The organism is Paenibacillus sp. FSL P2-0322, from assembly GCF_037975315.1.
GTDB lineage: Bacteria > Bacillota > Bacilli > Paenibacillales > Paenibacillaceae > Paenibacillus > Paenibacillus polymyxa_B.
In genome coordinates, this window is the sequence record NZ_CP150243.1 from 1,179,671 (window position 1) to 1,196,419 (window position 16,749).

General features: G+C 46.7%; 9 protein-coding genes. 8 read left to right on the forward strand and 1 reads right to left on the reverse strand.

The window, feature by feature from the left end; all coding sequences use genetic code 11:
* Nucleotides 1-223 precede the first annotated feature (223 nt).
* From MKY24_RS05375 to MKY24_RS05400, 6 genes are all read left to right on the forward strand, one after another.
* The gene (locus MKY24_RS05375; protein WP_339201537.1) at nucleotides 224-1,168 is read left to right on the forward strand and encodes a copper amine oxidase N-terminal domain-containing protein; all 945 of its coding nucleotides are present in this window, start codon (nucleotides 224-226) and stop codon (nucleotides 1,166-1,168) included.
* A gap of 7 nt (nucleotides 1,169-1,175) precedes the next feature.
* A complete protein-coding gene (locus tag MKY24_RS05380; protein ID WP_339201538.1) occupies nucleotides 1,176-4,466 on the forward strand; it encodes a DUF5704 domain-containing protein in 3,291 nt (1,096 codons plus the stop codon).
* A gap of 193 nt (nucleotides 4,467-4,659) precedes the next feature.
* A complete protein-coding gene (locus tag MKY24_RS05385) occupies nucleotides 4,660-5,547 on the forward strand; it encodes a LysR family transcriptional regulator (RefSeq protein WP_048481493.1) in 888 nt (295 codons plus the stop codon).
* 195 nt (nucleotides 5,548-5,742) lie between these two features.
* Entirely contained in the window at nucleotides 5,743-6,963 is a 1,221-nt protein-coding gene (locus tag MKY24_RS05390; protein ID WP_339201539.1) for a M20 family metallopeptidase, read from the forward strand.
* Nucleotides 6,960-8,378 (forward strand): AbgT family transporter, encoded by a 1,419-nt coding sequence (locus tag MKY24_RS05395; protein WP_339201540.1) that lies wholly within the window; start codon nucleotides 6,960-6,962, stop codon nucleotides 8,376-8,378. Before MKY24_RS05390 ends, MKY24_RS05395 begins: the two co-directional genes overlap by 4 nt.
* Before the next feature lie 236 nt (nucleotides 8,379-8,614).
* Nucleotides 8,615-11,107 carry a rhamnogalacturonan lyase gene (locus MKY24_RS05400; protein WP_339201542.1) on the forward strand — a complete coding sequence of 831 codons (2,493 nt, stop codon included), beginning with the start codon at nucleotides 8,615-8,617 and terminating at the stop codon, nucleotides 11,105-11,107.
* Between the two features lie 332 nt (nucleotides 11,108-11,439).
* On the opposite strand, the gene MKY24_RS05405 is transcribed toward MKY24_RS05400, so the two are convergent.
* Complete coding sequence (locus tag MKY24_RS05405) at nucleotides 11,440-12,489, reverse strand: substrate-binding domain-containing protein (RefSeq protein ID WP_068938462.1); 1,050 nt, start codon at nucleotides 12,487-12,489, stop codon at nucleotides 11,440-11,442.
* A 500-nt stretch (nucleotides 12,490-12,989) separates the two neighbouring features.
* On the opposite strand from MKY24_RS05405, the gene MKY24_RS05410 reads away from it, so the two are divergent.
* Both MKY24_RS05410 and MKY24_RS05415 read left to right on the forward strand, forming a co-directional pair.
* Nucleotides 12,990-13,190 (forward strand): GH32 C-terminal domain-containing protein, encoded by a 201-nt coding sequence (locus MKY24_RS05410; RefSeq protein ID WP_023987267.1) that lies wholly within the window; start codon nucleotides 12,990-12,992, stop codon nucleotides 13,188-13,190.
* An 87-nt stretch (nucleotides 13,191-13,277) separates the two neighbouring features.
* Nucleotides 13,278-16,535, forward strand: a complete 3,258-nt coding sequence (locus MKY24_RS05415) for a GH32 C-terminal domain-containing protein (RefSeq protein WP_339201544.1) — start codon at nucleotides 13,278-13,280, stop codon at nucleotides 16,533-16,535.
* Nucleotides 16,536-16,749 lie beyond the last annotated feature (214 nt).

The window sequence follows — 16,749 nt, forward strand, 5'->3', positions numbered from 1 at the left end:
TTTAAAGAGTCAGTTCTATGATTTAGGGGGAGGGATTGCTCAATAGAGTCTATTTGTTTGGAATGCTTTGTATTAGAAGTTTTTCTTATAGATTTTGTAATAGGGAAACCCTATAATATATAAGTTGTATCCAGTATTTTCCGAAAGTGGGGATGCGATAAGTTTATGAGATTAGAGATGATATACATAGTTTAAAGTTTAAGCTGACAAAGGGGATAGAGAGATGAGTATGAAAAAATGGATGTTGAGTTTGACCGCAGTCACGTTGCTATGGGGGGCGACAAGTACGATTCCAACGACGGAGGCAGCAAGCAGCACCAAACCGATTGAAGTCTTGTTAAACGCGAAAAAAATACAGTTTCCAGATGCTAAACCTTTTCAGGATAGCAACGATTATGTGATGGTTCCGATTCGTTTTGTATCCGAGGCATTGGGGGCTAAGGTTGGCTGGGAGAAAACAGACGGTCAATTGGCTGTGTCGATTAAAAATGATGCACATGCTGTTAACATGACAGTGGGTCAAAACACCGCTACCGTGGATGGGCAGACCAAAACGTATGAAACGAAGATTATTTTGAAGCAGAATCGTACTTTTGTGCCGCTGCGGTTGGTAAGTGAGGGTCTGGGGCAAACGGTGGAGTGGGATAAAGTTAGCCGCTGGGTCTGGATTGGAAAGAAGGAAATTGCTGCGCTGGAGGATACGGGGCATCAGGCGGTGAGTATTGAGCCGTATAAGAAGGCGTTCGGTTCAATACCTGCTCTTTTAAATAATAGCACTGACCAGCCATACGATAAAATAATGGTCTTTAAGCAGTCTGATCTACCTATTAAGCTGATTCGGGATGTTTATTCCGTTGAGCCCTACACAAGTCCGAAGGGTGTACCTTACTTAAAGATGAGAGTTAAAACGAAATCTACAGCAGGCAGCATTTTTTTCATAACCAAAAACCAGAATGCACGTCTCCGTCCTCCATTGAGAGAAATGACACAAGATAACGGGGACGGCACAAAGATGGTATATTACCCGATTTATTCATCTGCTGATGAACTCTTTCATGGAATAAAAAACTATAAATCTCTGAAACTAAAAGATATTGAGTACATTGGATTCCGCTTGCAAGCAGATAGTTATATTCCATTGATGGTCAATCCGTGGAAAGGAAATTAACAACAGCATGAAGAAGACGCAACGCATTCTGGCCGTATTGCTGGTGGGGGTACTGCTCTTATTGCAGCTCCCACCATTTTCTTTTCCTACCGACAAGGCGGTAGCTGATAACGAAATTACACCGCTGTCTTACTATGCCGATAAGAACGACCGTTATTTTGTTGGCATGATGTACTTCGACATGTGGAAAAATACCGCAGGTACTTGGGTCACAGGTGGCAAGGAGCCTGACAAGGACATGCAAGGTGAAGCAGAATTCACTTACAAATTTAATTTCCCTGGTCGTAAGATCAAGAAGATTGACGCACAATTGTATGATCCAGTAGCAGAAGTTAACAAAGGTAATCCTAATTATAAAAATTATTTTACAAAATCCCGATCCGATCTTTATGACGATTACAAAGACTACATGAGTAAAGGCACACAGGATTCAGATATTCGGCCTTTTCAAAAAAAGGGGATTGGAACGGATACAGCTACCATTCCAATCACTGTGAATATAAGATTAAATGCAGCAGTTCAAGCAGAAAATATAAAAGAAGAGAGTTGCCCTACCTGCGCAAAGGAAGTAGAAGCCTGGCGCATCTACCAGCCCATCCTGTTCAAGATCGAACTGGAGAGCAGCCTAATCGTCAAGCATTTTACCACTGATGGGAAATCGCTTAACAACGTATTTACACCAATAGAAGATGAATTAAAAGCTGATCAACTGTATGATTTTACCCCGCCAACCAACCCGAAATATGAGTATGTGGGTTATAAGAAAAGCACGACTGGTAAACCGCCAAGCGGAGATATTTTGCCGGGAATTGTACCCGGATTTACTTATGACGGTTCTTTTGAGCAGTTTACCGCTTATTTGTATTACAAAGAAGCTCAGGGCTGTCCTAAGCCTGGAGAAAGCCAAGAGGGAGCACCCTCAGATTGCCAAGATAATGAACAGCCAACAAAAGGTGTTGTCTGCTCCCGCCCCGTTCCAGGTCTGCGCTTGGAAACTGCCGAACTGGACCCGACAGTATCTGCCGTTATCAAAGCGGACCAGCGTGGTTGGGAACGATTTGACGTATCCAAAGGTATTCCTACATCTGAAAGCCTATACGGTCATGTGCAAGCGAAGAGATACCTTTTTCAACATAAGTTTGTGAACATGACAGGCCAGTGTACATATACGGTGAACGTAAAACGGGAATATCGATTGACCTGGCGGCCTAAGAAAAAATCTCGACGGAGTGAGACCGTGAAGCGAACCTATACTTACCAAATCGTCCGTCCATACTCATATTGGACGATAGATAATTTGGAGGTGTACGGCATTAAGGAGGCTACGCTCCGAAATTATGCGTTACCTAATGAAACAATCACCCAGCGTCCGCAATCCTATACACCCCCTTCCTATATTGCAGCGACTCAGGGCAATTTTTATCCGTCCCCTGCACCCGGGACAGTGGATGGCGGTAGCCGTAGCAAAAACGGTGGCAGCAGCAAGCCGAGTGTACCTGATGACCGTAGTGCACTGAAATCCAAGGCAGAGGGGGCTGTTAAGGAAATCGAAGTGGAAAACGACACTCTAACCTTTGAAAACAAGATCATTATGAATCCGGAGCGCGTTAAGGTGAATGGCCCTAGGCCAGGCGTTATACCCTCTTCCGGAGCGATTGGGCCGGATGTGCTGTACAGTCCGGGTCATGTGATTGATAAGTATAAGATAAATAAGTCCAATACGCCCAGCAGCGGTGACATCACTTACGCTATTCTCAAAGGAAATATCAATGGAGGTGCGGATAAAACGTTTCCGATACAGGGAATTAATACGGTGACTGTTCACACTCCCGTAGTGAATCTGTCTAAAGTGTCGGACGATGCTGCTCATAACCAGAAAACCCAACCTACGAAAGGACGATCCGCGCTTATTTTGGAGCGCCCTTTCCGGGTGACGATCTCGACAGCAGGCCCACATTTAAATATTCCTGGCTATGGTGATCGGGAGTATGCCAAATATGTACGAACCAAGCAGGTGCGATTTCCGTTCGATGTCTATGACAAAGGGAAGACACAATTTTATCCGCGGGGTACCTGGATCGACATTCCGGTGCAGCAGCTCGACACAGACTTTTATTTGCCCGTATGGGTGGATGAAGGCAACTATACAGTTGAGTTCCGTACCATTGCCGAAAATGCACCGGACGGGTTCACCGAACAACGCCATGCCAACACGGATATCGCCCATCATGTTGCCAATGATGTGGTGAATATTCAGGTCATCGGACGGATGTACGATTTTCATATCACGGATATTGCTGATTACCATTGGGAGCGGGTATTTCGACAGCGAAAAGGAAGCCCGACGCATAGTGGCCTGTCCTATTGGACGGGGCTTGGCAATATTGACGGGTTGCCTAGAGGGAACCCGGAGCCGTTCACCTTGCCCGTTCGTCCCGGCAGTCACCCATATGAAGGTTATGCAAATGTGGCGGTCAAGGCAGGCTATCATTTCAAGTTTGACCTCAAAACCAAAGGCAATATGTTTAGCGCCAAGGACGGTATTCGCATCACGCCATCGTTCTATTGGGTGAGCAAAGATGGGCGACAGCGGGAAGAGGTGGATCTGTATACACATTCCGGCAGTCGAAAATTTATCCGTTTGGGATCGGCGGAGGACCGGGAAAAGCGATATGTTATTTTGAATGAACGGCTACGCAATGTGCCGATGGAGGAAATGCAGGACACGTCAGCCTACCAATACAAGCATGAGCTGAGTGAAGCACAGCAAAGCCAGTTGACACTGGAACGTTATGTTTCCCTGTATGCCCACCGTATTGCACGCAGCAAGACCTGGATTGGACGTTACGACTGGCTGGTACTGCCTGCGGCTGTGCGTACCTTGATTGGTCCGAAGACAGACCTGCCAGATGGGGTCAACGTGGATCGCGCTAATGCGTCGATTCAGCGCTGGTATGGTGAATATAGCCTGCCTGCTGATGTATACGCAGTCACCAAAGGCACGGATTTGCGCGAGGTCAGTCGCCGTCAGGAGCTAAACGAGCATACAGATATATTCAAGAAAACGGGCTTTATCGTCGTCAACTTTAATGTGGAGTCACTGCGTCAGGGGGACACCGAGCATCCGCATTTACAGTATATAAATGGTCCGCTATTGAACCAGTGGCAACTGGAGGGTTACCGCCGAGAGATAAAAGACCCGTACGGGCATATCTTTCATTTACAGGACGGGGATGTAGTATTTTATCATGCGGATCAGTCCAGTCGGGACGATTTCAGTTCATTTGTCCCTCACTAGCTTGCAGTAATCAAGACGAATCCTAATCCATAACTAGCGCGAAAAATACGAAAACGGACAATGGAACAATCCACTGTCCGTTTTTTTATGCCTAAGTTTTTCATACGTTATAATAGACCGATATATCTGGGCTTTTTTTACGGAGAACAAAGGAACGGCTAAACAAAGGAATGATTGAATTGAAGGAGTGATCATGGTGGATGAAAAGGATTGTTTAATGTTGTGCTACATTGCAGAAGAACAGAGCATGAAACGTGCCGCCGAACGTCTATATATTACACAGCCTGCCTTGACCTACCGTCTGAACCAATTGGAAAAGGAGTTCGCTGTACCTCTCATTGTACGCGGGAACAGAGGAACGAAGCTGACCATGGAAGGGGAGCGACTGGTGGAGTATGCCAAACGGAATTTGAGGGAACTGACCGAATTAAAAGAAGCTGTCATTCACCTGAGAGGGGAAGTAAAAGGTACGCTGCGCTTGGGGATTTCAAGCTATTACGGACATTATCGGCTACCGCCGATTCTTAAAAGCTTTAAAGATATTTATCCTGACGTGCAATTTTCAGTCACCTGCGGACTCAGTGCGGAAATCTATGAGATGCTGCGCGGGGATGAAATTCATCTGGGTGTTATCCGCAATGATTACCCTTGGTCTGAGGGAAAGCATCTTCTTCATGAGGAGCATATCTGCGTGATCTCGAAAGAAGCTGTAGAGCTTGAGCAATTGCCGGAGCTTCCAATGATTCGTTATAAGGACCCGGGGAAGCCGCAACTTTCCGGTCATATGTATTCCTCGTTCAACGAATCGGTACAGGCATGGTGGAGTGAGAGAATAGGCCGTGCACCACGAGTTTCTATGGAGGTGGATAGCTACGAAACCTGCAAGGAAATGGTTCGGCACGGACTGGGATATTCAATCGTACCCGAAATATTTATCTCTCCCAAGGATGAACTGTATGCATTTAATTTGATTCGTAAAAATGGAGATCCTGTCCTGCGTAGAACATGGATGTTGTATAAAAATAAATCCAGCCGTCCTATGGCAGTGGAAAGATTTGTAGAATGGATGCTCCAGTCTTGAGGCTGTAAATACATTGAATATACGTAATTAATGGTGAAAAATAGCGTATATCAAGGACAAACATGTCATATATAAAATAATTTTAAGGATAAAGCCAAAAAATATTAAATTTACTTCACTGGTCTTCGCTTATACAATGTTGAATATTGGTTGTATAATTATTCGTTATTGCGAATGAAAGGCGGTATTCCATTGATGGATTTAACAACGAACGGACATAATGGCAGAACGTCATCCCATGAAGAGATTTTGAAGGCTGTAGATGCAAAGGATCATGAGTTGCGGGGGCTTGCCCGAACAATACATACCCATCCTGAATTGAGCTTTCATGAATATCAGGCTCAGGGATGGCTCACGAGTACACTGGAGCAAGCTGGTTTTGCTGTGGAAAAGGGGATTGCAGGACTGGAAACCTCCTTCCGCGCCGAATGGGAAGGGAAGCCCGGCGGACCGACAATTGCTTTGCTGGCAGAGTATGACGCACTTCCGGTGATCGGACATGCCTGCGGTCACAATCTGATCTGTACCGCATCGGTCGGAGCAGCCATAGCCCTAAAAGAAGCGATACCGGACCTACCCGGACGTATTGTGGTATTGGGCACACCCGCCGAGGAGGAGGGCGGCGGCAAAATCATGATGTGCGAGCATGGTGTGTTCGACGGCGTGGACGCCGTGATGATGGTGCATCCACAGAATAAAACGATGGTTTTACGCGGGGGACTGGCCTGCGTGGACGCCACCTTCACGTTTCATGGCAAGCAGGCTCATGCTGCATCCTCCCCGGAGAAAGGCATTAGCGCGCTGGATGCTATGATCAATGCCTTTGTGGCGATTAATTCGGTTCGCCAGTTCGTTACCAGCGACGTACGTATCCACGGCATTATTACCAAAGGCGGGGATGCTCCCAATGTCGTGCCGGAGCTGTGCGAGGCTGTGTTTATTTTACGGGCGCAAACCGTCGTCGGTCTGGCTGAGGTGAGGGACAAGGTGTATCGTGCTGTTCGTGCGGCGGCAGAAGGTATGGGCGCGACGGTGGATATTTCCGAGGGGCTTATTTATGCGGAGCGCAATACCAACAAGAAGCTGGCGGCTTTGTTCCAGAGCAAGTTGGAGCAGCTGGGTTTGGAGGTTCACGAGCCGCCTGCGCAGGGAGGGATCGGCTCGTCGGATATCGGCAATGTCAGCCAGATTACTGCAGCGATTCATCCTTATATCCGATTGGGTGACGCGTCCACGCACACGCCGGAATTTGCCCGGCTTGCAGGAGCAGAGGAAGGCATGATTGAAATGAATTATGCCGCCAAAGCGCTGGCGCTGACCGCTTATGATCTGGTAACCGATCCGGTGGCTTTGAGAGAGATACGGACTGAATTTGAACAATGGCAAGCGTTGAGAAACGGGGGAGCATCCGAATGAGTAGCAACACGACCGTACCGAGCGGTCCGAAGAAATGGCTGAAAATGCCGCACACCTTTGTCATTCTTATTTTTCTGACCTTAGTGGCTGGAATATTGACTTATGTCGTTCCCGCTGGAGAGTTTGAACGGGTTAAAAATGAAACGACCGGCAAAACGCTGCTCGTTCCCGGTTCGTACGCTCATGTCGATCCGAATCCGGTTACGTTGTGGGACATCCCAAAATCCATCGTATCCGGTCTAGTCGATTCGGCTGATGTTGTCTTTTTCATTCTAATCATTGGCGGTGTCTTTCAGATTATTACTTCCTCGGGCACAATTGAGGCGGTGACCGGAAGAGTTGCGAGGTCTTTTTCCAACAAGGGGTTATGGGTCATTCCCGTGTTTATCACCTTGTTTTCCGTAGGTGGTTTTACCATGGGAATGTCCACTGAGGTGATGGTATTCGTGCCGATTGGTATTGCCATCGCCCGGGCGTTGAAATTTGATGCGTTGACGGGTACAGCCATGATTTCGCTGGGAGCCTCCTGCGGGTTTACCGCCGGGCTGCTGAACCCGTTTAATGTCGGATTGGCACAGGCGATTGCGCAAATTCCTATTTTTTCAGGGCTGTGGCTTCGTGCCATCCTGTTGGTCATCCTGATCGTTATTACGAGCTTATATATTATGCGTTATGCCAGTAAAGTGAAGAAAAGCCCGGAAAGCAGCCTCGTTTACGAATTGGAAAAGAGCGCTGAAGACAAGCCGGTGGATCTATCCAATCTGCCTTCCATACAGCTTAAGCATATCCTGATCATTTTGACCGTTATAGTAAGCTTCGCGATGTTAATCTGGGGAGTGTCCAAAAAAGATTGGTGGATGGAGGAACTGGCTGCCCTGTTTCTTTCGATGGGAGTCATTTCCGGCTTTTGTGCAGGCTATGGGCCAAGTCGCATTGCGACAGAGTTTGCCAAAGGGGCCAAAGATATCACCTATGGTGCCCTGATCATTGGTTTTGCACGTTCTATCGTCGTCGTGCTGGATCACGGCAATGTGATTGATTCGATCGTTAACAGCCTTGCGATCATGGTGGGACATCTGCCGGAATCCGTGCAAGTGCTGGGTATGTATGTGTTCCAAAATATCATGAATGTATTTATTACCTCCGGTTCGGGGATGGCTGCGACGACGATGCCCATTATGGTGCCGCTGTCCGATCTGTTGGGTATTACACGGCAGACCACAGTCCTTGCATTCCAGTTGGGAGATGGATTTTCGAATATGATTTTGCCTACTTCCTCTGCCTTAATGGGGAGTTTGGCGGTGTCGGGTATTCCATATCAGAAATGGGTTCGCTTCTTTTGGCCGTTACTGGCCGCCTGGTTCGTACTGGGTGCAGTATTCGTGGTTGTAGCTCAAATTATTGGGTATCACTAAAATATAAAAGGAAAATTAGATATATATTGAGTCCTCAGTATGCCGTTAACAGGCTTGGTGAGGGCTGTTTTATTTGGAATGAGTAAACAACACGGTTTTGTGTAGAGAAATCCTCGGATATTTAAACGCGTTTGGGGGAACGGCAAAACTATAATAATAGGGAATTTAATTTATGTAAGCGCAATCATTTCAGGTATTTGCTTGTCATCACAATACATTCGAGGAGGACGACCTGGATGGCTCAAGGGAAAGGCGCATGGCGAAAGGGAAGCTTGACCGCCGCGTTGGCAGCGATGCTGGCGATGACGGGGACGACTGGAGGAGTGGCTGCGGAAGACTTGTCCGAACCGACGCTGCAGGCGGAATCAGCAATCGCAGTTGTACAGAACCGTAGCGGCAGCATTCAGCTGGAAAAGCTGGATCGCGGACTGGTAGCTGCGGTAACGCAGGAGGGGGTATTTTTAAGCTGGCGGTTATTGGCTCAAGAAGTGAACGGTTACGGTTCAACGGGGCTGACAGGAGCGGACTTTAACGTATATCGTGACGGTAAGAAGATCGCGACAGTGACCGACAGTACCAACTATGTGGATAAGGAAGGGAATGGGAAATCGGTATACAGAGTAGCTTCAGTCGTTAATGGGCGGGAAAAGGATCGTAGCGCCAAAGTGAAGCCATGGCAGCAGGGTTACTATGAACTTCCTCTCCAAAAGCCTGCCGATGGCGTAACACCAGCAGGTGAATCCTATACTTATTCGGCCAATGATATGAGTGTGGGAGATGTGGATGGAGATGGGCAATATGAATTTTTTGTAAAATGGGACCCGTCGAACTCCAAAGATGTATCTCAGAAGGGGTATACCGGAAATACGTATGTCGATGCGTATACGGCCGAAGGCAAGCTGTTGTATCGGATTGACCTGGGCGTGAATATTCGATCAGGTGCGCATTATACACAGATGATGGTGTACGATTTTGACGGCGATGGTAAAGCCGAGCTGATGTTCAAAACGGCTCCAGGGACCAAAACGATTTCTTTTGATAAGAAGGGCAAGCCGAAAAAAGAAAAATATATTACTCTGCCACGTGAGGATCGCAAAGCAGGGATTACACATGAGGACGATTACCGTTTGAGTCGCTCGGATTATTATGAGCATGTGGTGAACATGTTTATGAACTGGACGAAGCATGAAGAAGTGGTCAAGGGACAATGGCCTGCTACGCTGGAGGAATGCTTTGGTATCGCTCCGAAGTACAATTATCCGTTATCCCGAAAGGATGCGGAAAGCCTGACAGACTACTTTATGGACGTATACGCACCTTCACGGAGCGACAAAAACAAGCTTAGAGAGTTCGAGGGCTTCATCGTCGATGGACCGGAGTATTTGACGATTTTCAAAGGGAAAACGGGAGCTGAGCTGGATACCATCCGCTATGAGCCGGAGCGTCATGACGATGGCCTCATGTGGGGAGACTACGCCATGGCCCGAATTGAACCCGCCAATCGTGTAGACCGCTTCCTGGCAGGTGTGGCTTACTTGGACGGACGCAAGCCGTACGCCGTATTCGCACGCGGCTATTATACGCGTTCCACTTTGGCCACCTACACATGGGATGGTCGCCATCTCCAAAAACATTGGATGGTGGACAGTGGCTGGACACCGATGACCAATCCATTTAACGATAGTCCGCACGGGCGTGATGGAACGGACCCGAAATTTGGCACCTTGACCACACAGGGAGCGCATTCTTTGAGCGTGGTGGATGTGGACGGTGACGGCAAGGACGAAATCGTATACGGTTCCGCCACGATTGACCATGATGGCAGCCTGTTGTACAGCTCATTTGATGTCATGCCTCCTGAAAGCGCAACTCCAGGTCAAACCGCCAGATTGGGACATGGCGATGCGCTGCATGTGACCGATATTGACCCGGATCGCCCCGGCAAAGAAATCTTTATGGTACATGAAGGTGGCACCTACGCTCCATATGGCTATTCTTTGCGGGATGCCAAAACGGGTGAAATCATTTACGGCGCATATTCCGGCAAGGATACAGGTCGGGGAATGGTCGGTGACATAGATCCGGATCAGCGAGGTCTGGAGACGTGGGCCATAGGCCTGTGGACCGCAGCGGGTAAACAGCTGGATACGAAGATGCCAGGTACCAATATGAGTATCAAATGGGCAGCTGATATGACCACACAAATCGTAAACGGTGCAATTGATGTAACCCCAACCATTGAGGATTGGAAACGAGGTACATTGTTGACCGCCACTGGAACCAAAACGAACAACTATACGAAAGGAACTCCATCGCTGGTAGCCGACATTTTCGGAGACTGGCGGGAGGAAATGCTGGTCCGCACAGCGGATAGTTCAGCAATCCGTATCTATCTGAGCACAGAGCCTACGACGCATAAATTGTACACGTTGATGCATGATCCGCAATATCGCACGGATGTGGCGCGTCAAAATACCGGGTATAACCAACCTTCCTATACGAGCTTTTACTTTGCGTCCGATATGGATTGGGCGAATGTACCGATTCCCAAGCTCTACACGCCAAAAGCCTTGATGGAGGAAGAGAGCAGTGATGAGGTGGATGAGGCAAAGACAGCGGAGGTAGATGAAAAAGAAGTCGATGAAACGAAAATCGATGGGGCGGAAATAGATGCGAAGGAAATAGAGGGAGAGCCAGTAGTTCCAGTAGTTCCAGCAGAGGATTTATAAACCAATAGCTGAAGACTAAGATCTATTTCGGCGTATAAATTAGTTAATGGATTTAGAAAAAGGCAAGCCTCTGGATGATTTAGGGGTTTGCCTCTTTGCTTTCTTAGAGCTTTCACAGTAGAGGTAGCTCTATCCAAGGTCTGTATTGATGGTTAGAAAAGCCTTAATAGTGAGGGAAACGCTGAAAGCAGCGGAGAGGACGAAACGATTGAGAAAAAGCGTCAGCGGTCGCCTTTGTATCCGGATTTTTACCACTAGGCTATTTAATAAAATCCGGATACAACAGCGATTGGAGCAACGTTCCGTTCACGTAGCGTCGTCAGAACACCTTTTTACTTTTCTATTTGTAACACTGGAGTGGATTCTCTAAATATCGGCTCTGTTCTGATATGCGTGATCTGATAAGGTCTAGAAGGATTTTTGACCCGCGCCAATAGCATCTCAGCCGCTGTAATGCCCATTTCGTTGTTGTAGATATGCACGGTGGATAAATGAGGTTCCACAATCCGGGATTCAGGAGCGTTATCAAACCCAAACACAGCAATATCGTCAGGAATTTTCAAGTTTTTATTTTTGAGCGCTTTCATGACACTGACGGCAATAAAATCATTGGCGCACACGAACGCAGACGGTAGCACGTTCATGCCTTCCAATTGTTTATCCATCCAATCCGACTCGGAGAAAAAATTCCGGTCCTGATCGACGATACAGCAAGATAAATCCACATTTAGACCTGCTTCGATTAAAGCTCTGTTATATCCAAACCACCGTTCATTGAAGCTTTTGCAATGCTTATAATCCCCAGCAAACCCGATCCGCGTAAATCCACGATGAATCAGGCTTTTGGTGACAGAATAAACGCTATGTTCATTTTCCATCAGCAATAAATCCGCTTTCAAATCAGGATAAGAAATGTCCACAGAACAATCAATAAAGATCGTGGGCAGTCCCAAATCCGTAATAAGCTCACTATATTGTGGATCAAACATTTCAATACAAATAATTCCATCCACCTTGGAGGCTTCAAAATTATTAGGAAGCGTTCCTGCATGGATTTCATTTTCCCGCACAATATGAATCGACAGATTATACCCTTCTGCGCTTATTCTTTTCTCCAAACCACTGATGAGTAAGGAGCCAAAATGTGAGCTGTTCGGCAGATTGCATGTGACCAGGGCAATGTTACCTTGATTTTTCGGGATGATGCTCTCCGTTTCCACATAGGCAAATTGCTTATATTTAAGTTCTATCGCTTTTTTAATGACCTTGTTCCGAGTATCAACCGGGATGCTATCATTACCGTTAATCGCTTTGGACGCGGTATTTCGAGAGATTCCCAAAGCGTCAGCAATGTCTTGAATGGTGACTTTTTCTTTCTTCATAGACAGGTTCCACCTTCACTAATAATGGATTGCCTGAGAGGTACAGTTGCCTCTTACAGCTCTCCGTTTAGACCTTAAATGTATCTTAAATGTATAATAGTTCGCATGAAATAGCAATGTTTGCATTGCAAATGAACAAATAATATTTACATTTGTAAAGTTTATTTGATAACTTATATTTATCTCCATCGGATCGACAAATAAATTTAAATCCAATCTTATATAAGCTGGACAAAAAAAGTGCGCATGGGAAACAGAGAGGACAGATCCATGCTGTATAAGTAAAGCGGTCATTGTTTATGGTTAACTTTTAAAGTTGGATTATATACTATGACTGTTATCATTTCTTCTTACAAAAGCATAATTTATTAATGCTATATTTAGTCAAATGTCAATTATTTTTTTACAAAAATAATTGACGAATGACATTTCGATTTGGTAAATTGAAGATGGGAAATGTAAGCCTTTTCAAATTTGTTGTATAGGCGATTTATTACAGATTGGGGGAATTGCGAGTATCGGAAAAACAGGAGATGCTCGTCGGTTATGCTTCTGATACGCAGGAAGTATATGTAGACCGGACACGGTCAGGCTGTTCGGATTTCCATGAAGACTTTGCGGGAAGACACGCAGCCTCACTGGAAACAGTAGAAAACCGATTGGACATTCATATCTATGTGGATCGTTCGCCGTTGAAATGAGACGTTCTCCATGAAGATCTAAACAGCGGATTTTCCAATTATTTTGTAGTGGATGCGCGGTGTTGATCCGTACTAGAAGGTAGGGGGATGAAGGTGGAGTTTACTAACACGCGAACGAACCTGACCAATTGGCAGATTAAGGGACAGGTGCACAAAGAAGATAACATCCAGGGACTTTTGCTGAGGTCGGAGCCGCAGGAAAATGTGATGGCTATGTCCGGAACAACGTCTCAGGATTTTACTTTTGAGGGGGATGTGATGGTCACAGACACACAGGCGGATGCTACGCTAGTATTCCGTTCCAGTGAGGACGGGTGGTCTTCCTATATGCTCCAAATCGTGCCGGCTGCCGGATTGTTGCGGTTGCGGGATGCTGCCGGGGATATTGGAAGACTGAAAGAGGAACGTCAGGTCAATTTAAAAAAAGGAGCTATTTATCATCTTAAGGTGAGCGTAGAGGGCTCCCATCTTAAAGTGTTCTGGGATGAGGGATATAACCCGATTATAGATGTGGTCGATACGACTTATACATCAGGATATTTGGGGCTGAATGTCTGGAATGGATCGGCGTTATTTCAGAACATTCAAGTCAGTGATATGGATACGAATCTAAGCGGACCGCTTCTGATCCGTGGAAAATGGCAACCTGACCTGAAAGGGCAAAGGGCTGAGGGAACAAGTGCAGAAGATGCGTTGAAAATATATAGCTCCGCAGCTACAGACCTGGTGCTGGAAGGCGGTGTGACGCTGAATCCTTCTGAACCGGGAATGGAAGCAGGACTATTTTTCAGAGGGAGTCAGGATGGGAAAAATGGATATGTTGCTTCTGTGCAAGGCGAAGGCAATCAGGTTCGCGTACAACTGAAGAAGGCGGACGGAACGTTGATTACAAAGTCGGCGCAGACATATCCGGGTGGGTTCAGCAGCAAACACCACTTGGAAATCATCGCTCATGGAGAGCGGATTCAGGTATTTATAGATGGATATACTCCTGCGGCAATTGATATCATGGATAGCAGCAATACCAACGTCTTTGCAGGCTTGAAAGTGACCGAGGGAACTGCTTATTTTCAGGATATCTACCTTACCTCTGTCTCGAATTACTATACAGAAAAATATCGCCCGCAGTATCATTATTCTCCTGCCAGAGGCTCGGCGAGCGATCCGAACGGATTGGTTTATTTCGAGGGGGAGTATCACCTGTTCCATCAGGATGGTGGACAATGGGCGCATGCGGTCAGCCAGAATTTGCTGGATTGGAAAAGGCTTCCGTTTGCATTGAAGTGGAATGATCTTGGTCATATCTGGTCAGGCTCGGCTGTAGCCGATCTAACCAATACTTCCAGCTTGTTCGGTGACTACGGAGGAGCAGGGCTGATTGCCTATTACACTTCCTTCAATCCCGATCAGCTCAAGGGCAACCAGAGAATCGGCCTTGCTTACAGCACAGACCGGGGACGTACATGGCAATACCCGAAAGACCGTCCAATTGTAATAGAGAACCCGGGCCAAAGTGAAAACGATCCTGGCAATTGGGATTTCCGTGATCCTAAAGTAGTGTGGGATGAAGTCTATCAGCGCTGGATTATGGTAGTGTCGGGAGGCGATCATATCCGTTTTTTTACCTCCACCAACCTAATAGATTGGCACTGGACGGATAACTTTGGTTATGGTGATTATATACGTGGTGGAGTATGGGAATGCCCGGATCTATTTCAGCTTCCGGTAGACGATGGTAATACTTCTAAATGGGTGCTGATGGTTAGCACTGGAGCCAGCACAAACACTCAAGGCTCGGATACGGAATATTTTATCGGTGAACTGACGTCTGATGGCAAATTTCAAAACGATCATTCACCGGGGAAGGTGTTGAAAACCGATTGGGGCAAGGAATTCTACGCCTCAATGTCCTTCTCCGATGTACCCGACGGGCGGCGTATCATGCTGGCATGGATGACGAATTGGGACTATCCGTTCAGCTTTCCGACTTCTCCCTGGAAGGGACAGTTTAGCATCCCGAGAGAGTTATCGCTAAAAACAACTCGTGAAGGCATCCGTTTGATACAGCATCCGATATCCGAGCTGACTTCGCTGCGTTCCCGTTTATTTGCGATAGAAAATCAAAGTGTCACGGAATCTTATCCGAATATACTGGAAGGTTTGGATGCAGGTGCCTATGAGATTGAAGCGGTGTTCGAACTGCCTTCTGTTGGGGCTGCTTCAGCATTCGGGTTTTACGTGCGGGATGGCGGTGAGCAAAGAACGGCGGTCGGCTATACAACAGACATACAACAAATGTTTGTAAACCGTGCTGATTCAGGGCTTACAGATTTCTCTACTCTATTTTCAACGCTTCATAAAGCATCACTTGCACCTATCGGAAATCGAATCCAAATGCGTATATTTGTGGACGAATCCTCGGTTGAGGTGTTTGGGAATGATGGAGAGGTCGTATTTTCGGAGATTATTTTGCCCGATTCGGCGCGAAGAGGGATGGGCTTTTACACCCAGGGTGGTGAGGTGAAGGTTGTTTCCCTCCATGTTTATGCCTTGCGGAACAGCTGGAGGCTACCAGATGCTTCGTCTGCCAGTGTGATCATGGATCACACTTATGTGGAGCTTGCGAGGGAGCAGACGAAGCGTCTGTACGCGAGTGTGGAGGATGAGTCTGGAGAAAAAGAAATCTCGCTGATTTGGGTTTCTAACAATCCTGAGATTGTAAAGATCAATGCGTCCGAGGACGGGAGTGCGTTAATGGAGGCAGTTGCCCCGGGAGAAGCTGTTGTTACGGCTTCCGATTCGGAGGATAAGGTCCGCGGTAGTACCTTGGTTAAGGTGCACGGTGGGGTGTTTCATACCAACCTTACAGGTTGGAAGCCGGATGTTTCCGCATCGCGGTGGATCGTGACAACGGATGGGATACGAGGAAGCTATATCAGCGATGCGAATTATATGGCTGCTGAGCAGGCGGAAGATTTTACGTATGAGGCTGATATGAAGCTGCATGGAAATGGAAGTGCTGGATCCATGATTTTCCGCGCCAATGCTGACGGATCGAGTGGCTATTATCTGAATTTGGACCCCAATCTGAAATCGATTCGCCTATTTTTTAAAAAAGAGGGTCAATTTGAGGAGCAGCAGGTGCTTGCCAAGGTTCCAAGATTCGTTCTGCCGGAAATGTTTCATCATATTAAAATCGTGGCAGAGGGCCTGCGCATTCGCATTGACGTAGACGGTGAGCAGGTCATCGACCTGGAAGATAGTACGTTCGCCGAGGGGCATGTGGGTGTGAATGTATTTGGAGGGCAGGCGTTTTACCAACATGTAAGGATCGAGCCAATTTGAATTTCTTATTTCAAAAGGAGAGCCGTCTTAACGGACTCTCTTTTTTTACGTCTTGATGTTATTGAGAATATATAATGTAACCGCACACATGTAAATGGTATGACATATTACCTAACGTAAAATTTGACACATATGTGAAATGAGGATAAATGTCAGAGATTTCATGGAGAAGCGAATTGACTGGATTTGTCCCTGTCTCTAAGATGTAATTATA